Origin of the sequence: Micromonospora sp. NPDC000121 (assembly GCF_042899165.1) — a bacterium.
Taxonomy (GTDB): domain Bacteria; phylum Actinomycetota; class Actinomycetes; order Mycobacteriales; family Micromonosporaceae; genus Micromonospora.
This window is the reverse complement of the sequence record NZ_JBIAZP010000003.1, coordinates 515004-536800: the sequence shown is the minus strand read 5'-3', so window position 1 is coordinate 536800 and position 21797 is coordinate 515004. Positions and strand designations below refer to the sequence as shown.

16 protein-coding genes are annotated in these 21797 nt (G+C 74.3%); 7 read left to right on the top strand and 9 right to left on the bottom strand.

The genetic code is table 11. From position 1 onward, the window contains the following. Positions 1–127 precede the first annotated feature (127 nt). The 5 genes from ACFY23_RS12940 to ACFY23_RS12920 all read right to left on the bottom strand — a co-directional run bounded on the left by ACFY23_RS12940 (position 128) and on the right by ACFY23_RS12920 (position 13116). A complete protein-coding gene (locus tag ACFY23_RS12940; RefSeq protein WP_350685930.1) occupies positions 128–2074 on the bottom strand; it encodes a hypothetical protein in 1947 nt (648 codons plus the stop codon). After that, on the bottom strand, positions 2071–5880 hold the full coding sequence (locus ACFY23_RS12935; protein ID WP_350685929.1) for a DUF5682 family protein: 3810 nt from the start codon (positions 5878–5880) through the stop codon (positions 2071–2073). The genes ACFY23_RS12940 and ACFY23_RS12935 overlap by 4 nt, the downstream gene beginning before the upstream one ends. Beyond that, positions 5877–7067 carry an AAA family ATPase gene (locus tag ACFY23_RS12930; RefSeq protein WP_350685927.1) on the bottom strand — a complete coding sequence of 397 codons (1191 nt, stop codon included), beginning with the start codon at positions 7065–7067 and terminating at the stop codon, positions 5877–5879. The genes ACFY23_RS12935 and ACFY23_RS12930 overlap by 4 nt, the downstream gene beginning before the upstream one ends. A 116-nt stretch (positions 7068–7183) precedes the next feature. After that, positions 7184–12262 carry a hypothetical protein gene (locus ACFY23_RS12925; protein WP_350684742.1) on the bottom strand — a complete coding sequence of 1693 codons (5079 nt, stop codon included), beginning with the start codon at positions 12260–12262 and terminating at the stop codon, positions 7184–7186. Beyond that, positions 12259–13116 carry a DUF4132 domain-containing protein gene (locus ACFY23_RS12920; protein ID WP_350684741.1) on the bottom strand — a complete coding sequence of 286 codons (858 nt, stop codon included), beginning with the start codon at positions 13114–13116 and terminating at the stop codon, positions 12259–12261. The genes ACFY23_RS12925 and ACFY23_RS12920 overlap by 4 nt, the downstream gene beginning before the upstream one ends. A gap of 417 nt (positions 13117–13533) precedes the next feature. Here ACFY23_RS12920 and ACFY23_RS12915 point away from each other — a divergent pair, with 417 nt between their 5' ends. Beyond that, the gene (locus ACFY23_RS12915; RefSeq protein WP_350684740.1) at positions 13534–13860 is read left to right on the top strand and encodes a hypothetical protein; all 327 of its coding nucleotides are present in this window, start codon (positions 13534–13536) and stop codon (positions 13858–13860) included. A gap of 108 nt (positions 13861–13968) precedes the next feature. Here the strand turns inward: ACFY23_RS12915 and ACFY23_RS12910 are convergent, their stop codons facing one another. Then, entirely contained in the window at positions 13969–14592 is a 624-nt protein-coding gene (locus ACFY23_RS12910) for a TetR/AcrR family transcriptional regulator (protein ID WP_350684739.1), read from the bottom strand. Positions 14593–14631: 39 nt separating this feature from the next. On the opposite strand from ACFY23_RS12910, the gene ACFY23_RS12905 reads away from it, so the two are divergent. Together ACFY23_RS12905 and ACFY23_RS12900 are read left to right on the top strand one after the other, a co-directional pair. Beyond that, positions 14632–15060, top strand: a complete 429-nt coding sequence (locus tag ACFY23_RS12905; protein ID WP_350684738.1) for a hypothetical protein — start codon at positions 14632–14634, stop codon at positions 15058–15060. A gap of 719 nt (positions 15061–15779) precedes the next feature. Continuing rightward, positions 15780–16991 (top strand): D-alanyl-D-alanine carboxypeptidase family protein, encoded by a 1212-nt coding sequence (locus ACFY23_RS12900; RefSeq protein WP_387037167.1) that lies wholly within the window; start codon positions 15780–15782, stop codon positions 16989–16991. A gap of 19 nt (positions 16992–17010) precedes the next feature. On the opposite strand, the gene ACFY23_RS12895 is transcribed toward ACFY23_RS12900, so the two are convergent. Both ACFY23_RS12895 and ACFY23_RS12890 read right to left on the bottom strand, forming a co-directional pair. Continuing rightward, positions 17011–17589 (bottom strand): response regulator transcription factor, encoded by a 579-nt coding sequence (locus tag ACFY23_RS12895; protein ID WP_350684737.1) that lies wholly within the window; start codon positions 17587–17589, stop codon positions 17011–17013. A 181-nt stretch (positions 17590–17770) separates the two neighbouring features. Further along, positions 17771–18379, bottom strand: a complete 609-nt coding sequence (locus ACFY23_RS12890; protein ID WP_350684736.1) for a response regulator transcription factor — start codon at positions 18377–18379, stop codon at positions 17771–17773. 249 nt (positions 18380–18628) lie between these two features. Here ACFY23_RS12890 and ACFY23_RS12885 point away from each other — a divergent pair, with 249 nt between their 5' ends. Then, positions 18629–18763: a hypothetical protein gene (locus ACFY23_RS12885; protein WP_350684735.1), complete on the top strand. Its 135-nt coding sequence runs from the start codon at positions 18629–18631 to the stop codon at positions 18761–18763. 268 nt (positions 18764–19031) lie between these two features. Here the strand turns inward: ACFY23_RS12885 and ACFY23_RS12880 are convergent, their stop codons facing one another. Then, positions 19032–19640 carry a helix-turn-helix domain-containing protein gene (locus ACFY23_RS12880; protein ID WP_350684734.1) on the bottom strand — a complete coding sequence of 203 codons (609 nt, stop codon included), beginning with the start codon at positions 19638–19640 and terminating at the stop codon, positions 19032–19034. A gap of 100 nt (positions 19641–19740) precedes the next feature. On the opposite strand from ACFY23_RS12880, the gene ACFY23_RS12875 reads away from it, so the two are divergent. The 3 genes from ACFY23_RS12875 to ACFY23_RS12865 all read left to right on the top strand — a co-directional run bounded on the left by ACFY23_RS12875 (position 19741) and on the right by ACFY23_RS12865 (position 21757). After that, positions 19741–20538 carry an alpha/beta fold hydrolase gene (locus tag ACFY23_RS12875; protein WP_350684733.1) on the top strand — a complete coding sequence of 266 codons (798 nt, stop codon included), beginning with the start codon at positions 19741–19743 and terminating at the stop codon, positions 20536–20538. A gap of 177 nt (positions 20539–20715) precedes the next feature. Continuing rightward, complete coding sequence (locus ACFY23_RS12870) at positions 20716–21510, top strand: DUF2785 domain-containing protein (protein ID WP_350684732.1); 795 nt, start codon at positions 20716–20718, stop codon at positions 21508–21510. A gap of 103 nt (positions 21511–21613) precedes the next feature. After that, positions 21614–21757 (top strand): hypothetical protein, encoded by a 144-nt coding sequence (locus tag ACFY23_RS12865; RefSeq protein ID WP_350684731.1) that lies wholly within the window; start codon positions 21614–21616, stop codon positions 21755–21757. Positions 21758–21797 lie beyond the last annotated feature (40 nt).

Sequence of the window (21797 nt, the reverse complement as noted above, 5' to 3'; positions counted from 1 at the left end):
CACCGTCCCTCGCCGATCCGTTCCCGCGCCTGCCTTCTCAGTCGGCATCGCGGTGGCGAGGCTCGATCGCGCCGCCCTGCCGGCCGCGCCGGAGCCGGTGGTGCCGCCGCCCCCGGACTCCGGCCGGTCAGCCGGCGGGTGGGGCGGTCCAGGATGACCGGATCAGCTCCCGCTCGGCGGCGGCGAGGTGGGCTGTCGCGGCGAGCCAGGCCCACGCGTACCCGTCCGGGTCGGGATCGGTGAGCCGACCGAACGCGTCCCGACCGCGCCGGTCGGACTCGTGGGCGAGCGCGGCGGCCACCGCCGCGGCGGTGGTGAAGCCGGCGCGGCGCAGCGGACCAGCCAGCCCGGCACCCTCGCCCCGGGCCGCCTCCGCGACGGCGCGGCGACCGCCGGAGACGGCCAGCTCCACGAGCCGGCGGACCCGCCACAGCGGGGACTCCGCAACCGCGTCGGCGCCGACGGCGAGAACCGGTGCGGTCATCGCGCCCGGATCGCGCGACGGTAGATGGCCGCCCTGGATCTCGTCGTAGCCGAGGTCGGCCCGGCCGTGCCAGTCCGCCGGCAGCCGCAGCGTCGCGGTGGCACCGGGCACCGGGCCGACCGCGAGCGGGTGCAGCGTGCTGGCCCGGTCCGGGTCCAACCGGCCGACCACCCGGATCCGCAGGCCGGGCCAGGACGCGAGCCGCCGCAGGTTCGCCACGTGGGCCAGCATCGGGTGGGAGTTGACCGGCACCAGCCGGATCACCGGCCCGTCCGGCACCGGCGCACGGTCCGGCCCGGCGTCGGTGGCGGGGGCCAGCTCGCGGGCCAGCACCTGGTCACCGACGGCGCCCACCACCATCAGGTCACAGCCGACCAGCGCGGTCCCGGCCCGGGCCGGGTCCTCCGGGTCGTCGGTGGCGAGTTGGGCGGTCACCACCTCGGCGAGCGGGCGGGCGAACAGTTCCGCCAGCGGCCCGGTGGACCAGTCGGTCCCGGTGAGCGGGGTGGCCCGGACCCCCTTGCCGGCACCGAGCCGGCCGTCCGGGGAGACGGTGGTGCCGGAGATGCGCAGGCCGCCCCGGGCCAGCACCGCGTGGTTGACCGCGATCGCACCCATCTCGGTGACCGCCCGGGCGCAGTCCCGTGCCCGGTCCGGGCCGCCCGGTTTCACGTCGCCGAAGGAGAGCCGGCGCCCGTCGGCGGCGACCAGGTGGGTGACCACCCCGGCGTACCCGGTCGCGCTGATCACCGGTTCCCGGCAGACGCCGTACACCTCCAGCGTGCCGTCCGGCTGGTAGGCCCGCCGGAGGATGCCGACCAGCGCCGGGTCGGGATCGCCGGCGGCCAGCCGGCCGGCCACGTACAGCAGGTCGTGCAGCACCTCGACCAGCTCGGCCAGCCGGTGGCCGTTCTGCCGTCCCCGGTGTGCGCGCAGGCCACGTACCGTGCGCAGCGCGGCGCTCTCGGCCCGGGGCAGGCCGGCCAGCCGGGCGCTGTGGGCGGCCCGCAGCAGTTCGGCCTGGGGAACCGCGCCGGCGGCCGGCACGCCGGCCGCGAGCACCGCGGCGGCCGCCCGCCACAGCGCGTCGGCGGCGGCCCGTTGCGCCTTCGTCGGTGCCGCGCTCCGGTCGGTAGGGCCGGCGGCCGCGTCACTCGTCTTTCCGGCACGCCCGGTCCGGCCGGTCCGCCCGGTCCGGGCGATGGCCGCGCTGGTGCGGTCCGAAGTCGACGATGCGGCGGTGGTGGACGCCGGATCGGGGTGGCCGGCCGGGTCGGCGACCGGGCAGGCGACCAGGACCGCGGTCCGGTGCAGGCAGCGGGGCGCCAGCAGGCAGGTGCACCGCGCCTGGTGCGGGTCGGTGACCGCGCCGGTCGGTCCGGGCGTGAGGGTGACCAGGGCCTCGGGGCCGCAGTCGACCGACACGCCGCCGTCGACCCGGCCGACCGGGACCCCGGCCAGCTTGTCGACGGTGGCGTCCAGCCGTTTGTGCAGCCGGGGCGGCAGGGCCGCCACCGCCGCGGCGGCGACCCCTGGCAGCACCGGCGGCAACCGGTCGGTGACTGCGGCGGTGGGTGTGCGGTCCGTCAACGTGATCCTCCGCGTACGCGATCGCCCACCCAGCGGGCGAGTTCGAGCGGGCTGAGAGCGGCGACCGGCATCCCGGCCGCGACGAGCTGCTCGGCGACCGGCACCGAGTAGCAGGGCACTCCCCTGTCGTTCAGCGCGGCGCAGCCGAGCAGGTGCACGCCGGAACTGGCCAGCGTGCGAACCTCGCCGAGCAGCCCGGCCAGCGGGTAGCCCTCCTCGAAGTCGCTGACCACCGCGACGATGGTGCGGCTCGGCACGGTCACCAGCGAGCGGGCGTGGGCCAGCCCGGCGGCGATGTGCGTACCGCCGCCGACGCGTACCTCCAGCAGCAGCGACAGCGGGTCGTCGACCCGGTCGGTCAGGTCGACCACCGCGGTGGAGAAGGCGAGGAAGTGAGTGGACAGGGTGGGCACCCCGGCCAGCACGGCGGCGGTCAACGCCGACCACACCACCGACGCCTCCATCGAGCCGGACACGTCGACCACCAGCACCAGCCGCCAGTCGGCCTCCTTGCGGGTCCGGGTGTTGAAGACCGGGCGTTCCGGCACCACCACCGTCCGACCGTCGCCGAGCCGCTGGGTGTGCGCCAGGTTCGCCCGCAGCGTACGGGCGAGGTTGATCCGGCCGCCGGGACGGCGGGACGGACGCGGGTTCGTCAGCCCGGTCAGCGCCGGACGCACCTGCGTGGCCAACTGTCTGGTCAGCTCCTCGACCAGCCGCCGGACCAGTGGCCGCAGCTTGGCCAGCTGTCCCTCGGGCAGGCCACCGGCCAGCGACAGCACGGAGGTCAGCAGCTCCATCGAGGGGCGTACCGCGGCCGGGTCGAGCTCGGTGAGCACGTCGGTACGGCCGCTCTCGGCGGCCCGGGCGATGACCTCCTCGCGTACCGCGGTGCCGAAGAGCGCCTCGAGTTCGTCGGCCCACTCGCGCGCGGTCGGGAAGGAGGCTTCCTGGCCGCCGCCGACCGCCTGGCCGAGGTCGGTGACGCCCTCGCCCTGGCCCGCCCCGTACAGCTCGTCGAGGGCGCGGGCGTAGCGGCGGGCGTCGGCCGGCAACCGGTCGGGTTGGCGGCCGAGCAGCAGCCGCCACCGGTCCGTGGGGGTGAGCCGGGCGTCCGGCGTCTCCGGCCCGGGCGCGGCGCCGGTGGGGGCGTCGACGACACCGGCCGGCGTGCCCGGGATCGGGATGTGGCGGGCGACCAGGGCGGCCCGGCCGGCCGCGTCGGCGGCGGCCCAGCGGGCCAGCAGCTCGGGCGGGGCGGACAGGGCCAGATCGAGCCGGTCGCCCAGCCGTTCGGTGACGGTGTGCAGCAGCCGCTCCCGGGCCGCCGGGGTGAGCACGTCGAACCCGCCACGCAGGGCCGGCAGCCGGTCCAGGAACTCGGTGTCGGTGAGCCGCTCGATCCGCTCCAGCAGCGGGTCCAGCGCGGCCGGGGCGGACTGCAGCAGCGGGTGCGCCGCGGTGAGCAGACCACCGAGCAGCCGGTGCAGGTGCCGCCGGGTGTCCGGTCCGGTCGCCGCGTCGATCCAGCCGGCCACCCGGGTGCCGAGGGTCTCCAGGTCGGTCAGGTCGAGCAGCACCCGGGCGGCCAGGGCGGCGCCCTGGATCAGCGGCGAACCGGCCCGGGCCAGGTGGCCGAGGGCCTCGTCCAGGCGCAGGCCGATCCGGTCCTCGCCGGCCCGGACCGCGAGGTCGACCAGCGCGGCGGCGTCGGCCGCGGCGTCGCTGCCGGCCAGGCCGGGCAGCCCGCGGACCGCCGCGTCCAGCAGCACCACGGCCAGCTCGCCCGCGCGGGCCCGGCCGTCGGCGGTGGTGCCGGGCAGGTGTTCCCGGCGCAGCGCCTCCAGCAGGTCCAGTGCGGCCAGCAGCTCGGGCAGCGTGCCGGTGCCCGGCAGCACCGCGGCGGCCAGTTCGAGCCGGTCGGTGACCAGCTCGGGCAGGTCGCACCGGGCCGCGTCGCGCAGCCCGGTGAGCAGCTGCGCGGCGGTGGGGCCACCGTCGGCGGCCTCCCGGCGGAACCGCTCCCGCAGGGTGCCGGCCGCGGCGAGCGCCGCGGTCACCCCGCGTACGCCGACCAGGTCCAGGCGGGCCGCCACGGACGGCGTCCAGGCCAGTTGCCAGCGGGTGGTCAGGGCGGCACCGTCGCCGGTGCCGGCCACCGCGATCGGCTCGCCGTAGCCGACGCCGCAGACCTGGAGGCGTTGCAGCAGGATCTCCCGCTTCCCGTCCAGCTCGGTGCGCAGTGGGTCCAGTCGGACCTCACGGGGCTTCGGGCTGTCCGGGTTGGGCAGCCGCAGCGCGGTGAGTTCCGCCTCGACCGCGGGGCCGAGCCCGGACCGTGGCGTACCGGGGGCGATCCGGCCCCGTTCGGCGCCGACCAGCACGGTCTCCAGCGCCTTGGCCAGCGCCCGGCCGCGGCCGAGCAGTTCGCCCTGGCCGAGCACGGTGGTCACCGCCTCCAGCACCTCGCCCCGGCCGGGGGCGGGCAGGTCCCGCAGCCGGGCCAGGTCGCCGGCCAGCCGTACCGTCTCGGCGGCCTCCCCGGTACCGGCGGTGTGGCCGGCCGAGCGGAGTTCCCGGCACAGGTCGGTGACCGCCCGGGCGGCGGCGGCCCGGATCCGCTCCGGGTCTCCGGCAGCGGTGAAGACGGCCTGCTGCCAGCGCGGGTCGCGGATCCCGGCCGGGTAGCCGGACCGGGAGTCGAGCAGGTCGAACGCGTACGGCACCAGCGAGGTGACCGCCGTGCCGCCACCGTTGGTGGTGGCCGGCCCGGGCTGGGTCGTCACGGACCGGACCGAACCGGTCGGGGCGGCGACGGGCGGGGTGGACGCGGCGGCGACATCGGCGGTCGACGCCCGGCCGACGCCGACCGGGCCCGGCGCCGCACCCCTGCTGTCATCCACGGTGGACTCCGGGGCGGCACCGCCGGCCGTGCTGGCCGTCCTGGTGGGACCGGCGTCGGCGTCGGTCGACGTGGCGGCGAGCAGGGCCGGGGCATGGAAGGCGCCGATGACCGCGGCGACCCGCCGGCCGTCCGCGCCGGCCTCGGCCAGCACCCGGCGCATGTGCCGCTCGCGGGCCAGGTCCCGGGCCGGCACGCCGTCGCCGCCGGCGCTGTCGGTACGCATCGCCCAGCCGACGCCGAGGGCGGCCCGACGGACCGCCTCGGGCGAACAGCCCGGGGCACGCACCTCGACCACCCGGTCCCACAGGTCGTCGCCGTCCCGGCCGGTGCCGCTGGCGCTGAGCGCGGCGGCGTAGCCGGACCGGCGCAGGCCGGGCACCGGCTCACCGGCGTCCGGGGCGGGATCGCCACCGGCGGTCGGCTCGGCACCAGCGGTCGGGCCGGAGTCGGTGGCCGGGTCGGTGGTGTCGGCGGTCCAGCCGGGGTCGGCCAGCGGCAGGTCGCAGCAGACCACCTCGACGCCGCGCTGCCGGGCCCAGCGGATCGCGGCCAGCTCCGGGGAGAAGTCGGCGAACGGGTAGAAGCCCATCGGCCCGTCCGTGCCGTGGCTGCCGACCAGGGCCAGCGGGGCCCGGGCGGCCGGGTCGGACAGGTACGGCAGCCAGCGCTGGAAGTCGGCCGGCAGCTCGACACAGACCACCTCGGCCCCGGCGGCGTCCAGCAGTGCCGGGACCACCGCCGCGAGGGCCGGGCTGTGGTGCCGCACCCCGATCAGGTACGGCCGGACCGAACCGGCGAGCGCGTCGACCACGGCTCGCGGGTCGGCCGTCGTCGGGTCGACCGCCACCGGGCCGGCGGTCGGCGGGGCCGCACCCGTCGACGTGCTGGAGAGGGTCGTCACCGCAGGCTCTCCCGGAGGTCCCAGAGCCGGCGCCACATCGCCGAGCCGTCCTCGGCGCGACGGCGGACCGGGCCGTCCCAGTAGCCGAGCAGCCGGGCGTGGTCGTTCTGGTCGTCCTTGCGGACCACGCCGAGCAGGTGCCCGGGCACCAGGTCGAGCGCGTCCCCGCCGGGCAGGTACGCGGCGGCCAGGCCGAGCGACGCCGCCACCTGCACCGCCTCGGCGGTGGACATCACGGTGCCGGGCCGTTCCACGTCCCAGCCCTCGCCCGACCGGCCGGTACGCAGGTCACGGAACACGGTGACCAGGGCGTCCAGCACGGCATCGTCGACCGTGTACGCCGCGCCGGCGCGCTGCACGGCGGCGGTGGCCTGCCGGCGGACCAGGTCGGTCTCGGTGTCCGCGTCGGAGATCGGGTGGATGGTCTCGAAGTTGAACCGGCGCTTGAGGGCCGAGGACATCTCCGACACGCCCCGGTCGCGCAGGTTGGCGGTGGCGATCACGGTGAACCCGGGCACCGCCCGGATCAGGCCGTCCTCGGTGCCGGCCAGCTCCGGCACGTTCATCCGCCGGTCGGACAGGATGGACACCAGCGCGTCCTGCACCTCGGGCAGGCAGCGGGTGACCTCCTCGATCCGGACCACCCGGCCGGTGCGCATCGCGGTCAGCACCGGCGAGTCGACCAGCGCCTGCGGGGACGGGCCCTGGGCGAGCAGCAGGGCGTAGTTCCAGCCGTACCGGAAGGCGTCCTCGGTGGTGCCGGCGGTGCCCTGCACGGTCAGCGCGCTGGTGCCGCAGACCGCGGCGGCGAGCAGCTCGGACAGCATGGACTTGGCGGTGCCGGGCTCGCCGACCAGCAGCAGGCCCCGTTCACCGGCCAGGGTGACCACGCACCGCTCGACCAGGCTCCGCTCACCGACGAACTTCGGCGGGATGGTCATGCTGGCGGGCAGTTCGGTGCCGTCCGGACCGGTGCGCCGGTCGGCGGGCAGCTTCAACGCCTCGCCGTCGCTGCCCTGGATGAAGGTGACCACGGCGCGCGGGGTCAGCGCCCAGCCCGGTGGCCGGGCCCCGTCGTCGTACGCGGCCAGGAAGGCCAGCTCGCCGGCGTACCGCTGTTCGGCGGAGAGGACCTGGGCGGCGGTCTCCGGCGCCGCGGTGGGGCGGACGTGTTCCGTCACGGTCACGGGTGTTCCTCGATCTCTCTGGTTCGGATGGGGTGTTCGGGACAGGGGTCGGTGGCGGGGTGGCGCCGCGACGGCCGAGGCGGTCGTCGCGGCACCACCGCCCTCCGGGGTCGGGGTCAGCGGCGGGTGCCGCGGGTGGGCAGGTTGTCGAACCGGGGCCGGTCGCCGCCGCGGAGGCGTTGCCAGGCCCGCCGGTAGAGGTCGGCGACCGGTTCGAACGGCACGGTCACGCCGAGCGCGGCCGTACCGTCGGGTGCGAGGTCGAACAGGGCGACCTTCCAGCCTTCGATCGGCGCCTGCCCGCTGCCGCGCTCCAGCCACGGGCCGGGCAGGAACAGCGACCGGCCGGCCCGGGGCCGGCTGGCCTCGACGACCAGGTCGGTGCCGGCCAGTTCGGCGCGGGCCGCCTTCAGCCGGGCCGGCTTCCAGCCGGTCCACTTCGTCGTGTTGCGGTCGGTGGGGTCCGGCATGGCCAGCAGCATCAGGTACACCGCCGCCGCGTCGGCGCCCAGGCCGTGTTCCCCGGCCACCTCGGCGACCAGGTCGGGCACCGACCGGGTCGGATCCTGCGGCCACCAGGTCCCGTCCGCCGCCCGCGCGCCACCGTCCGGTTCCCCCGGATCGCCGAGCAGCGCCGCGAACCGCGGGTCGCGGACCAGGCGCAGCGCCACCTCCATCGGGTACGGCTTGGCCGCGTTTCCCCGCAGCGCGGGCAGGTACGGGTCCGTCCCGTCGGCGTCGAGCAGGTCCGGCCGCAGCGCGGGCGACGGTTGGCTGTCGTGGGTGGCCAGGACGATGGCGCCGTACCGTTCCCAGCCGGGGCCGGTCTCCGACGGGGTGCCCGCCACCTGCTGGAACGCGGGCAGGGAGACGTACTGGTTGAGGTCGAGCAGCAGGTCGGGGTTGGCCAGCCGGTCGCGGATCACGGCCAGCGCGGCCGGCAGCGCGGCGCGGCACGGGTCGCCGGCCGGCGTGTGGTGGGCGACCCAGGCTGCCAGGGCGACCGTGGAGCGCAGCACGTCACCGGTGAAGCCCGTGGTCCGCCCGTCGACCTGCCGGGCCCGGTCGCCCCGGATCTCGAAGGCCAGGTCGGTGCTCAGCTCGGCCGAACGGGCCGGGTCGAGCAGTGCCGGCAACGCCTTCGCGGGTCCCCAGCCGGTTCGGATCGCGCGCACCGCCTCGGCGAGCAGTTGTTCGGGCACCACCACCCGGCGCCCGAGGGCGGCGTTCCAGACCGCCGCGGCGGCGGCCACGTCCGGACCGTCGGTCCACAGCCGGGCCGCGTCGTCCGGCAGCAGCGCCGCGACCACGGCCCGCCGGAGCTGCGGCCTGGCCTCGTTGAGCACCCCGAAGGCCAGCTTGACCTCGCCGACCTGCTTGACCCCGAGTGCCTTGCGCAGCTCGGTCGGCACGGTGCTCGTCGAGTCCGCGTACGGCAGGCCGGCCAGGACCAGCTTGGCGGCGGTGGGGGTGACGCCGGTCAGCTCGGCGAACTGGTCGGCCGCTTCCGGCCGCCAGGGCAGGGGGCCGCGCGCGGCCCACTCGGCGAGGAAAGCGGCCAGCCAGCCGGCCGGCCGTTCGTCACCGACCGGCGTCGAGGACTGCACCGTGTACGGCTCGGGCACGGCGAACACGCCGGCCGGGTCGTGGTACAGCGCGTCGAAGAAGTAGCCGGTGGCCGTGCCGCTGGAATTGAGGACAGCGATGAACGCCCCGTCGGGCAGCGGCAGGATGCCCGGCCTGGGGTACCGGCGCGTGCCGTCGGGGTTGTTCAGGTCGTCGTCCAGCAGGTGGAGCCTGAACCGGCGCCACCGGGCCGGCTCGGCCGCCGCGCCCAGGTCGAGCCGGTCCAGCTCGGTGAGCAGGGCGCGCAGCGTCTCCCGATGTTCGTCCGGGGTGACCGTCGCGACGGCCCGGTAGGCGACGGACGCGACATCGCCGAGCAGGGACCACCAGTCCAGCGCGGCCGGCAGCGACGGCCCGTCAAGGTGCAGCGGCACGGCGGGCTCGGTCGCGGTGGTGGCGGACCGCTGGGCAGCGAACGCCTGGAACTGGGTGAAGGCGTGGGTCACGCTGCTCGCGCCGTGGACCGAGCCGCGCAGACCGTCCAGCGCCATGTTGAGCTGCTTGTCGGTGGGTCCGGTCGCGGTGGCCACCGGCGCCACCGTCTTCGGCGCGGACAACGACCTGGTGAGCCGCTCGGTCACCGCGTCCAGGTCGGTGCGCACCCGGGCGGCCAGCCGCAGCACCCCGGTCACCCCGGCCAGCACCGCGTCGTGGCTGACGGCCGGCAACGTGGAGCGGACCAGCTCGAGCAGTGTGTCCCTGTCGTCCTCGTCGACGGTGGTGGACGGCCCGGAGCCGGAGGTGCCGGCCGGTGCGCCGACCATGGACGCCGGGACGGCGACGGGAAGGCCGGTGATGGCCTGCGTGGCGGCGGTCAACCCGGATCGGGCCGCGGCCCGCGCGGCCGCTTCGGCCAGGGCGACGCGGCGTTCCTCGAGGGCCGCCTTGAACAGCGCGGCGGCGGTTTCCCGGTCGATCCGGCGCAGGACGGCCGAGCCGGCCGGGTCCCGGGGCACCATGTGGCCGAGGAACTCCTGTCCCGGCAGCGGGACCGTCTGGGGGGTGTAGTCCCGGCTGGACGGCGGTCCGACGGCGGCGGACACCACCCCGTCGGGGTCGACCAGAACGAGGCCGTCGAGGACGGCGCGCGGCCGGTCGTCGCCGGGCAGTGTCAGCGCCGCGACCGGCTTCTGTCCCGGGGCGACGGTGACGGTACGGCCGGCCAGGTCCTCGCCGCGTACCGAGCCGTCCGGCAGGGTGACCACCCGCCAGCCGAGCAGACCGTCCACCGCGACGGCGGCCGGGGTGGCCCGGTCGGACAGGGCCGGCCGCAGCCAGCTCGCCGACTCCTGGAGGTGGCCTGCGCCGTCGGGGAGGTCGGCCAGGAACCGGGGCAGGCCAGGCCGGCCGTGGGTGTCGCTGGCCGGGTCGTACTCGTGCCAGCGGTCGTTGTCGTCGTCCTCGCTGTAGCGGTAGACCCAGTGGGAGGTGCCGTCGGTGATGACCTGCAGTTCGGACGGGACGGCGGTGTCCCCGGCGTGCAGCACGCCGCCGCCGGTGGTCCGCCCGCCGCGGGGCAGCGGCAGAGTGATCTCGTTCGCGCGCGGCCGGCTGCCGTGGCGGCGGCCGCTGATGGGCTGCGGCTCGCCGGGCGACGAGTGCCAGTAGCCGCGCAGGTCGAACCCGAGCGCCCGGGAGTTCCAGTAGACCAGCAGGTGACCGTCGACGTAGTGGTAGCCGGGCCGGCCCCAGATGTCGCCGGCCGGGATGCGCAGGTCGTGGCGGAGCACGATGCCCTCGGCGCCGAGGACGCGTACCGTGGTCGGCCCGGCCAGGATCACGTACGGCCAGGCTTCCTGCCGGATCAGCTCGACCCGGTGGTCGCCGCCGGTCACCTCCTGCCAGGCCAGCTCCCAGTCCGGCCAGCCCAGCTCTTCGAGGATCCCGCCGCGCAGGCTGCGGACGACGTGCTCGGTGAGGTCGACGTGCGCGGTGAGGTCGACGTCGAGGGCGCGCCCGGGGCCGCCGCCCTGACCGGGGTCACCGGGCCGGTCGAGGTCGGTGGACACCAGGCGCAGCGCCTCGACCGGGACCCTGCCCAGCCAGTCCACCGACTCCGGCAGGTACGGCAGTCCGGTGGCGAGCCGGTCGCGGATCCGGGCCCGCAGCCAGTCGGTCAGCGACGGCCGGATGCCCGGCGTCGAGGCCAGCCGGCGCAGGGCGTCCTGCTGGTCGTCGAGTTCGTCGAGCCCCCGGCGCAGGGCCTCGGCGAACCGGTCGTCGCCGGCCACGGCGAGCAGATCCCGCTCTCCCCCGGCCTTGACCCAGTGGGCCAGGTCCAGGCTGTCACCTTCCTGCGGCGGGGCCACCGGCAGGTCGAGGGTGAGCAGCAGGTCGAGCAGGTCCAGGTCGCCGTCGGCGGCGAGGGTCTCGCCGCTGTCGGCCAGTTCGGCGCGCAGCCGTTCGGCCATCCGCTCGACGAGCGGGTACAGCTCCGGCATCCGGCGGCGGCGGTAGCCGGAGTCGGCCCGGCTCACGAAGCGGCGCAGCCAGCCGACGGAGCCGTCCTGCGGGCGAGCCGTGTCCGGCACGTCCGGGTCGCAGAGTCCGGCGAGCGCACCGGTGTCGGTCAGCAGGGTCAGCCAGGTGACCAGGTTGTCCCGGTCGGCGGGCATCTGGTCGAGCAGGCTGCCGCGGATCGCCGGGTCGCGGCCGGCCAGCGCCGTCACCGCCGGCAGGTGCGCCTTCCACCAGCCGGCCGGCGCCTCGGCGGCCACCGGCAGCCGGACCAGCTCGGTCAGGTAGGCAGCCTCACGGTCGGCGACGGCGGCAGCGCCGGCCTTACCAGCGGCCTTGGTGGCGGTGCGGACCAACCGGTTCACCGCGGTGGCCGACTGGGTGGACGGCACCACGCCGGCGGCCGCGGCCCGCAGCGCCAGCCGGCAGAACCGGTCCAGCGCCTCGTCGGCTGGCAACTGGGCGGACAGTTCCTTCGCGTAGCCGGCCAACGCGGTCGCGGACACCACCCTGGCCGCCGTGAACTCGAGGTAGACCTCGTCCAGCCGGTCCAGGTCGACCGGCAGGCCGTGCTGCGCCTCCGCCTTGCGCGCCTTGTTGAACAGCTGCGTCGCGTAGGCGTCCTGCCCGGCGGCCAGGAACACCCGCGCCGCCTGCTCGAAGAACGTCGGCAGGAAGTGCGGCAGCGTACGGGCGAACCGGTCGGCGACGCTCTGGTGTCCGTCCAGGGCGGCCTTCGGTCGCGACCGTGCCTGCTTGGCCAGCTTCTGCAACTCCGGCACCACCGCCAGCGCGTGCCGGCCGTCCGCCGGGTGGTGTACCAGCACCCACTCCGGGAAGGCCAACGGGCGGCGCGGGCCCAGCCCGACGACGGCCGGTTCGGCACCCGGTGTCAGGCCGAGGAACCCGACGGCGATGTCCTCGCCCTCGCCAAGGGCGGCGTCGACCAGGCGGACCACCGACCGGTCGTCGAGGGCCGGGTGCCGGTAGGTGCGGGCGGTGAGGGGCACCGCCCGGTCGTCGGCCCCGGCGGTGTCGATCGGCAGCACCGCGCCGGCGGTCAGCAGGCTCTCGGCCGAGTCCTCGCCCGACATGCTCGTCATTGCGGTCACGCCTTCTTCCCCGTTCCGGTCACGGCGCCGGACAGGGCCGTCGCCATCCGCATTCCTTCCGACCAGGCCACCGGCCCGACCTCGGCCAACCGCAGCGTCGGCCCGTCCACGACCGACCAGGAGAGGGTGCCCAGGGTCGCGTCGGAGTCCCAGTAGTCCTCGTCGAACCGCATGGCGGCCTCGACCGTGCGGCCGGCCTCCCAGACCCGGCACGTGACCTGCGAGCCGGAGACCCGGAAGCCGAGCGCTGCGGCCCGGGCGGCCAGCCGGTTGGGGACCGTGGTGCCGTGGAAGTCGGTGACCGTGGTGTCACGGTCCTTCACGTTGTCGGGCTTGTTCCAGGTGCCCCGGTGTAGTTGCTCGATCCGCTGGGTGATGTCCAGTTCGTCGGCGAACTCGCGCAGGTCGGCCAGGTCGGGCAGGCGCACCGGGTGGGGCAGCGTGGCGCTGACCGGCGAGAGCCGGACGGTCTCCCCGTCGAGGTTGACCACGCGCAGGTCACCGGTGTCGGTGACGTCCCGCAGGAAGCCCGGCTCGGCCGGGTCGTCCCCGAGCACCACGAGGTCGCGCAGCGCGTCCCGCCAGGCCGGGTCCGGCCAGACCCGGGCCAGCAGCCCGGTCGGCACCGGCAGCGAGGACACCACCCAGGCGTCGACCCGGGCGAGGCATTCGGCGGCGTGCCGGTCCAGCCACTGGGCGAGCTGGCGCAACCGGTCCACCTCGGGGTCGTCCCGCAGCACCTTCGGCAGCGTCTTCAGTGGACGGCCGGTGGCCCGCGGGCCGCTGGACCGGGCCGCCACCTTTCCGTCCACGAGAGAGATCTCGTACGAGTCTCCCACCGGTAGCCAGCCCATCAGGAATACCCTCCGCAATGGCAATTAGCCAGATTTCATGAGGAATCGGCCACGACCGACAACGCAGGGCACGCTAACAGTAGTGACCGACACGACAGGGACCCGGCGGCGGGGCGGCGGTGGACACGCAGGGCCCGGGCCGGCGGGTCGAGAAAGACGGGACCTGCCGGAGTCGCAGGTCCGGTCCGTTCGGCCGCCACGGGGACGGCCCGACATGGTCCGATGGGGAGTTGTGAAGGTGACTTAGGTCACGCCGAAGCGCTCGCGGCCGGGTGGGCGAGGCATCGCTGCTGGGGCGGCCGCCGTTGATCGACCGGCTTCTCTGGCTGCAGCACGCTCACGACAGCGGGTGCCGTTTCTCGTAGGCGTGGCAATACCGGTCGCGGCCCCCTGGACCCACCCGCGATGATTCCGGTCGTGAGCAGTCGACTGCGGGCGATCGCCCGCGACACGGTGGCCATCGCCGAGCGCGGCACCTATCGCACCGCCGACGGCGAAGTGGACATCGGGTCGCAGGTCGCGCGGGCGGTGGCCGGCACCCGGCTGCACCTACCCGGGGAAGCCGTGGCGGCGCCCTCGCCGGTCGACGCCGCACCCGGCGCGTTCGGCAACGATCCGGTCACCGTCGCCACCGCACTGCACCACAGCCCGTGGTTCGACGAGGTGGTGTTCGCCATCCTGGACCGCCAGCCCGCCACGCCGACCCATGCCGCGTTCGCCGGCGCCCTGCGCCCGACGCCCTGACGCGCCCCTCCACTCGGGACCACCGTGCGCCTTGGATTCGCGTGTTCTCGCCAGAGGTGCACAAGTAGAGGACGCGGGAGCTCCACCACCTGGGGGCTTGCCCTCGCTTCACCTGCCGTCCAGCGATGCGCCGCCCCCGGGCGCGACGAGCTGACGCGCGGTCAGTTTCAGGATCTCGATGATCTGGTCAGCCTCATGCCACCGGCCCGTGGTGAGCGCCATGTGCAGGGCGCCGCGGTAGCCGCTCAGCACGACGTCGGCGATCAACGTGGCGCGATCAGCAGGTACTCCCGCCGCGGTGAGACGGGGAACGATCAGGCCGAGCCAGTCCTGCTCGATGTCGACGAAGACGCTGTGGTACCGGTCGGGATCACGGATGGTGAGAGCCGCCAACTCGAAGTAGAGGGCGAAGAAGGGACGCAGTACGGGTTGCTTCGCCTCAGTCGACAGTCGCTCGATCGCCTCGACGAGATCGGCGGCGACGTCGCCCGTCTGCGCAGTCGCCCCGGCGAGGATCCCGGAGAGCTCGGTGTGACGGGAGCGCAGGTGACGTAGGACCCGGGCGAGGAGTTGCTCCTTGCTGCCGAAGTGATACAGCAGCGTTCGGGGCGCCACGCCGAGTTCAGCCGCCAACGGGCGCAATGTGATGCCCGACAGCCCATCTCGTTCCACCACCCGGGCGGCGGCATCGAGCAGGTCGGCAGTGCGTTGCGGATTCGCGGGACGAGCCATGAACTATTATTACCACGATCGTTCCAGTAACCTGGCGGCATGCAGGCACCAAACGATTCACCTCTCACGCCACGCGACACCGCGGTGGCGGCCGGTTACGGGGTCGCCATCTGGGTCTTCGCCACCGCGGCGATCCTCACCCTCGGACCCGTGGTGGTTCCCGATGCCGGCTCATGGCCAGGAGTAGCCCTCGTGGCCGCTCTCGCGGTGTTCGCACTCGGACTCGCGATGGCCGCCTACTGGCTCTATCGCCGAACGCGTCCGGACACCCAGACTCTGCGGTTGCTGTTCGGTACGAGCATCACCGCGACCGGGCTCCTGCTCGACGCGGTCACCTATGGGATCGCCGCTGGCCGATACCCGACGTTGTCTTCGTCCCAGCAGGGCCCTGTCGCGTTCTTCCTCGTGTTCGCCTACGGTGCGTTGCTGATCGCACCACACCTCCTGCCCGCCAGGTCGAACCGTTGACGCTGCCATAGCCCGACATCGTCTGGCAGGGATCGCCCGACTCGTCGTCGCACAAGATGAACACCAACCACCACTCGACCACCGGCCCACGTGTCCCCGTCGTACGACTCAAGCGAAGGACACCATGGAGAGATCGCAGGTCATCGGCTGGTCTGCCCCGGGTTGCGCGCAGGCGGTCTCTTGGGATCTTGTGTCAATCGACGTCGAGGCGCGCCCGGGACGGCGGGGCCACCCGCCAGCGCTCAACCGCAAGGCCCTGGACCTGATCCAGGCCGGACGGTCGGGATCCGGGGTAGACCCGGCCCCGGCCGCCCGGCGCGGATCGCGGCCCTGGCCGTGGCTCAGAAGGCGTACGGGCCGAACCGGCCCCATGCGATGACGGCTGCGAGACTGAACAGGACCGCGTTGACCGCAGTCGTCGGGCAGGGCCTCGTAGTCACGGACGCATCCCGCCGCCTTCACCTGCTCCGCCGTCATCAGCAAGGACGGGACATTCGTGGACAAGCAACACCGTCCCGCAGAAGAAACAACCTGGCGAGGTCATACGTACGGTAAGGGCGCAGAAACCTGCAGGGACGCCAAAACCTCGTCGCTACAGCGTTGTCTTACAGGTAATCGGCGAGCGGGCCGCCGCGTCATTGCCCCGATTCCTCGCTCACCGCGACGCGCTTTCCCCAATCGCGCCGCGACCGCCTCGCTGACGATTACCGTACGTTAACGTGACCGACTTTCGGGTTACCGCCTTGGCGCTCAGCGCTCTCCTGGTCGCACCGACTGCCGCGCTCGTCGTGACACCGACGCCGGCGGCGGCCGCGCCGTACGTGCCATGCCCGGCCGTGAAGCCGCCGGCGCCTCCGCCCGCCGCTCCGTCGCCGCCACCGGTGGACCCCGCTGAGCGGACGGTCGGGGGGCAGGCGCTGGCGACGTCGGGACTGGCCATTCCTGCGGATGCGCCGATGGCGCCGGCCGTGACCGCCACCGCCTGGCTCGTGGCGGACCTCAACAGCGGCGAGGTCCTGGGTGGATGCGGCCCCCACGAGCACCGAACGCCAGCCAGCGTGCAGAAGCTGCTGCTCGCGGCGTCCCTGATGTCCCGCCTCAATCCGGCCCAAACCGTTGAGGTGACCCGGTCGGACCTGCACGATCTCGACCCGGCGAGTTCGCTGATGGGGGTCGTCGAGGGCGGCCGCTACTCGATCGAGAGCCTGTGGCTGGGCCTGCTGCTCAGGTCGGGGAACGACGCGGCCAACGTGCTGGCTCGCGTCGGCGGCGGCGCCGCCGGCCGGCAGGGCGGGGTCGACGCGATGAACGACGAGGCCCAACGGTTGCGCGCGAAGCAGACCCACGCCGTCACGCCCTCCGGCCTGGACGGCCCCGGTCAGTACACCAGCGCCTACGACCTGGCGCTGATCGCGCGCGCCGTCTTCGCCCGCGAGGACTTTCGGCGCTACATCGCCACCGAGGTGGCGCAGATTCCCGCAGGACCGGGAAGCTCGGCAATCGAGATCACCCACGACCAAACGCTGCTGGGCCACTACCCCGGAACGCTCGGAGGAAAGACGGGCTTCACGGACCTGGCTCGGCAGACGTACGTCGGCGTGGCCGAACGCAACGGCCGCCGGCTCGCGGTGACCCTGCTCGGGGCGGAGACCGCGCCGCTGGGAAGCCTGGGAGAGGCGGCAGCGCTGCTCAACTGGGGCTTCGCTCTTCCCCGCGGCGCATCCGTCGGCCACCTGGTCGCGCCCGAGGAGAAGAAGCACGACCGTCCCGTGGTCCCCGTCAAAGGCGAGCAACACGACGGGGCCGGAGAGTCGTCATCACTGTCCATGCCCACCGGCCTCGGCCTCGGCGCTGCCCTCGTACTGACCGTCCTGATCCTGGCGGCTCCGTGGCGGCGCAAGGATGCGCGCGGAGAAGCCAGCCGACGGTAGGGAATCCACAGGGGCGCTGTCAGATCCAGCCGGCCTCGCGGGCAACCCGCACCGCCTCCACCCTGGTGCGCGCGCCCGCCTTGCGGGTGATCCGCCCGAGGTGGTTGCGCACGGTCCCCGGGGAGAGCCCGAGCGTCCGGGCGACCTCCACGACCGGCGCCCCGCCAGCCGTCAGGTCGAGGATCTCGGTCTCCCGCACGGTCAGCGGGCTGTCCCGGGTCAGCGCCGCCACCACCAGCTCGGCGTCGATCACCGGCTCCCGCCGGGCCAGCCGCCGGATCCCGTCCACCACCCGCCGGGGGGCGACGTCGTTGCCGAGGATGCCGACGGCCCGTCCCGGCGCGAGGACCCGGTGCAGGCTGCGCGCGCGACGGCGGTCGGCGAGCACCAGCAGGGGGCACTGCCCGGCCGCCGTGGCCGCGCCGACGAGGTCGAGGTCGACGACCGCCACGTCGGGGCGCTGCGCCCGGACCGCCGGCGGGAGGGCGTCCTCCCGGTCCAGCTCCGCCACCACAGTGATGTCCTCCTCGGCGGCGAGGACGAGCGACAGGGCGCCCCGGACCAGGGCGCCGTCGAGGGCCAGCAGGGTACGGATCATCGTTGACCTTCCCCAAGCATCGTCAGAACGATCACGGACCGTCCGCATTCAAACACGTACGCAGCGGTACCGCTCGGTGACGCGAGGCGCCCGTGACGCCCCGGCGGCCGGCGGGGGGCCGAGCGGAGTGACCGCCCGACGCAGCCGGCCCCGAGCCGCCGGGTCGCCCGCCCCCGAACAGCTACATCCAGCCGTCGCGGCGGGCGCGCCCCACCGCCTCCATCCGGTTGCGGGCACCCGTCTTGCGCATGATCGCCGAGAGGTGGTTGCGCACCGTCCCGTGGGCGAGGAACAGCCGGCGGGCGATCTCCTTGAGCGGCAGGCCCTCGGCCGCCACCCGGAGCACCTCGACCTCCCGGCGGGTCAACGGGCTGGACGCGGGTCGCAGCGCCGTCACGGCGGCCGCAGCGTCGATGACCTTGCCCCCGGCGGCGAGCTCCCGGACGGCCTCCACCAACGCCTCCAGCGACGCGTCCTTGCCGACCAGTCCGCGCACCCCGGCCGCCAGCAGGTCCCCGACCACGGCCTGGCTCCACCGGCGGCCCATGCCCAGCACGGCGGTGTCGGGCGCCGCCCCGACGATCTCGGCGACCACCTCGGCCGGCTGCGGCACGTCCGACGCCAGGTCGACCAGCACCACGTCGGGCCGGAGCCGACGCACCACGGCCGACAACTCCGCCACGCCGTTCACCTCGGCGGCGACGTCGATGTCGGACTCACTCGACAGTGCGGCGCACAGCGCGGTGCGCAGCAGCCCCATCTCCTCGGCGACGACAACACGGATCAACACCTGGCTCCGATCTCGGATACGCGGCGGCGGAGTCCCCTGGACGGGACTACCCGGGCCGGCCGCGTGGACGGACTCCGGTCCCCGTCGGACGCGACGGGGCCCACGGGCGGGCCGTGGTGGTCACGGTCTCCGGGCTCGACCTGGGCGCCGGGCAACCGCTGACCATGTCGTTCCTGGCCGAGTCCGCGCCGCCCGGGCTGCGCGGCCGGGCGATGTCCCTGCGACTCACCCGGCAACCGGCTCGGCCAGGTGCTCATCCCGAGCGCCGCCGGTGCGCTCGCCGCCGGCGCCGGGGCGGCAGGCGTGCTCGCCTGCACCGCCGCCGGCCTGGCCGGCGCGGCCGTCGCCGCCGCCGGCCTGCACCGGCCACCCCCGGAAACCTGAGCGCAGCCCTCGCTCGCCGAGTGCGGGGATCTGGCCCTGGCGCGGCTGCGACGGCGTCGCACCAGTCCTGGTTGGGCACCCGGCTGCCTCGTGCGAAGGCGTACACGTCGTGGACGTTGGCGGAGACGAACCAGTACGGCTCGTTTTTTGCGTTGCGCCACGTCGCGCCCGAGCGCGACTGCTGACTATCCGCCACGCGCAGCGATCAACGGCAAGGTGCTGCGGTGGGAGTTCGAGACGAAGCTGGCGGCGGGTTGGGGGCCCGCTCTCACTCGTCCCGGTAGCCGACGACCGCCCGGCCGGCGGCGACCAGCGCGGCGGCGACGCGTTCGCGGTCGTCGAGGTACGCGGCGGTCATGGCCCCGTCGCGGAGCATCATTATCTGCTCGGCAGCCAGGTCCGGGTCCGGATGTCCCAGCTCGGTCACCAGCTCGGCCATTTGGCCGGTGAACCAGGCACGGTGCTCGGCGACGGCGTGCCGGACCGGGTGGTCGGGGTCGGCGTACTCGGCGGCGGCGTTCACGTACGGGCAGCCGCGGAAGCCCGGTGAGCGGCTCTCCGCGATGAGGGCGTCGACGATGGCGCGCAGTACCCCCCGGTGGTCGCCTGGCAGCGCGGCGCGTACTTCGGCCAGCGCCTCCCGCTCCCGTTGTGATCGGACGGCGAGGTAGGTGGCGATCAGGTCGTCCTTGGCGGGGAAGTGCCGGTAGAAGGTGACGCGGGTGACCTGCGCCTCGGCGATCACCCTCTCCACGCCCACCGCCCGGATGCCCTCTCGATAGAAGAGCCGGTCGGCGGCGGTCAGGATCCGTTCGCGCGCCGCCGACAGCCCGCTGGGCCCCCGCGTCGCGGGCCGGGAGTCGGCTGCGTCACCCATCGACGTCCCCTCCTTGCCGGTCGATCGAGGCCGGTGTACGTTCCCAGCTTAGCAGATAGAACGTTCCTTCTACCTGTTCCATCACAAGGAGTGAGCAGGCATGAGCAACACCCCGATCCCCGTTGTCTTCGTCCACGGCCTGTGGTTGCACTCGACCAGCTGGCAGCCCTGGGTCGAGCTGTTCCGCGAGGCGGGCTACGCGCCCGTCGCGCCCGAGTGGCCAGGCATTCCGGATACGGTGGCCGAGGCCCGGGCCGCACCGGACCGCTACGGCGACCACGGCGTCGCCGACGTCACCGATCGCTTCGCGGAGATCATCCGGAGTCTGCCTGCCAAGCCCGTGGTGATTGGCCACTCGTTCGGCGGCCTGATCGCCCAGCAGCTGCTGGGGTGTGGCCTGGCCCGCGCTGCCGTCGCCATCGATCCCGCCCCGGCCAAGGGCGTCCTCGCGCTGCCGTTCTCCGCGCTCCGGGTGGCCTCGGTGGCGGTACGCAACCCGGCCAACCGGCGGCGGGCGGTGGCGCTGACGCCCGCCCAGTTCCGGTACGGCTTCGGCAACACGCTCCCCGAGCGCGAATCGGCCGAGCTCTACGAGAAGTGGATGATCCCCACCCCGGGTCGCCCGCTCTTCGAGGCCGCCCTGGCCAACCTCGTCGGCACCGGTACCAGGGTGGACACGTCCAACCCGGACCGGGGGCCGCTGCTGCTGACCTCCAGCGGCCGGGACCGCACCGTACCGCCTGCCATCGTCGAGGGGACGGCCCGGTTGTACCGGAAGTCCACGGCGGTAACCGAGGTCATTCGGTTCCCCGACCGCGGTCACTCGCTGACCATCGATCACGGCTGGCGGGAGGTCGCGCAAACCAGCCTCGACTGGCTGCACCGGCACGGGCTCTGAACGACCTCCCCCACGGGTCGGGATGGACGGCGAGATCGCCGTCCACCCCGGACCTGTCAGAATTGGTACGGGCATGCCGTCCGCGGCACCTGCGATCACGGCAATCCCGACTGCCCCGATCAGCCGGCGCCGTTATCAGCTGGCGAGACTCGATTAGCGCACGGTAACTTGCCGTCCGTGACCGACTGGATCAAGATCCTCGACGACGACTGCCGCCTTCCACCAGGGCGCGAGCTGAACGAACTGACCGCAGAACTGGCGCAATGCCTACGCGATCCGGACCCGGGCATTCGTGACGGTCATCCGTACGTCGTACTGCGCACCTGGATCGAACGCGACATCATCGCCGGTGATCGCCGTGAGCAACTCGGCGATGAGATGGCCGACCGGTTCACCGACCCGCACACCGAGGCCCGCACCTTCGCGCCCCTGGTCCTGGACATGATCGTCAGTCGCGGAGACTTCCGTCCGCGCTGGCTCGACGCCTTCAGTCGCTGGTATCCAGCAGAGACGGACCTGCGGGGATACCACCCGCGCCTGGGCTGGCTGCACGCGGTGGCGCACGGTGCCGACCTGCTCGGCACCTTCGGCCGCCACCGTGACGTCGATCCCGCCGCCATGCTCGACCTGGCGGGCGCCCGGCTGCTCGCCCGCACCGACCACCTCTGGGCTGAGCGTGAGGACGACCGCCTCGCCCGCGCCGTCGCCCTGACTCTGACCCGTCCAGAGCTCACCGCCGCAGCGTCAACGAGCTGGCTCGACCCGATCACCGCCGACTTCCGTGCCGCGTCCACCTCCACCACACCCACGTACGTTTCCAACACACTGCGCACACTGCGGGCACTCTACGTACTCACCGATTGCGGGATACGGGTCCGACCAGACGGCCCCCGGCAGCAGATCACCCACCACCACAAGGTCAAGCAGCGGCTGGCCGAGGTTCTGGAAAGCGACGCCAAGGCCATCGGATGAGCGCGTAGCGGACCAATCGCACGTGATGGACTGCGGGCTGCGCGCAGCCCACCACGCCGCAGCAGGGTCCCTCAGTGGGCGCCGGAGGAGATCTCGGGCGCACGTGCAGTACATGCGCGACTTCGCGGCCTGGCCGAGCGACGCGCTGGCGTGGCCCGCCGAGGGTCACCAAGCGATCGGCGGCAACGACGGCCAGTCCCCCGGCGTCGACCTGCCCGGTGCGCGGGCCGGGCAGCGACCTCCCTGATCGGGAACGTCGACACATCGTAAAGACCCGATTACCCGAT

Excerpts from the sequence above, each read along its gene's own strand:
- ACFY23_RS12875 (WP_350684733.1), top strand. The coding sequence starts at position 19,741 with ATGAGCAACACCCCGATCCCCGTTGTCTTCGTCCACGGCCTGTGGTTG.
- ACFY23_RS12880 (WP_350684734.1), bottom strand. The coding sequence starts at position 19,640 with ATGGGTGACGCAGCCGACTCCCGGCCCGCGACGCGGGGGCCCAGCGGG.
- ACFY23_RS12895 (WP_350684737.1), bottom strand. The coding sequence starts at position 17,589 with ATGATCCGTACCCTGCTGGCCCTCGACGGCGCCCTGGTCCGGGGCGCC.
- ACFY23_RS12910 (WP_350684739.1), bottom strand. The coding sequence starts at position 14,592 with ATGGCTCGTCCCGCGAATCCGCAACGCACTGCCGACCTGCTCGATGCC.
- ACFY23_RS12920 (WP_350684741.1), bottom strand. The coding sequence starts at position 13,116 with ATGGGCTGGCTACCGGTGGGAGACTCGTACGAGATCTCTCTCGTGGAC.
- ACFY23_RS12905 (WP_350684738.1), top strand. The coding sequence starts at position 14,632 with ATGCAGGCACCAAACGATTCACCTCTCACGCCACGCGACACCGCGGTG.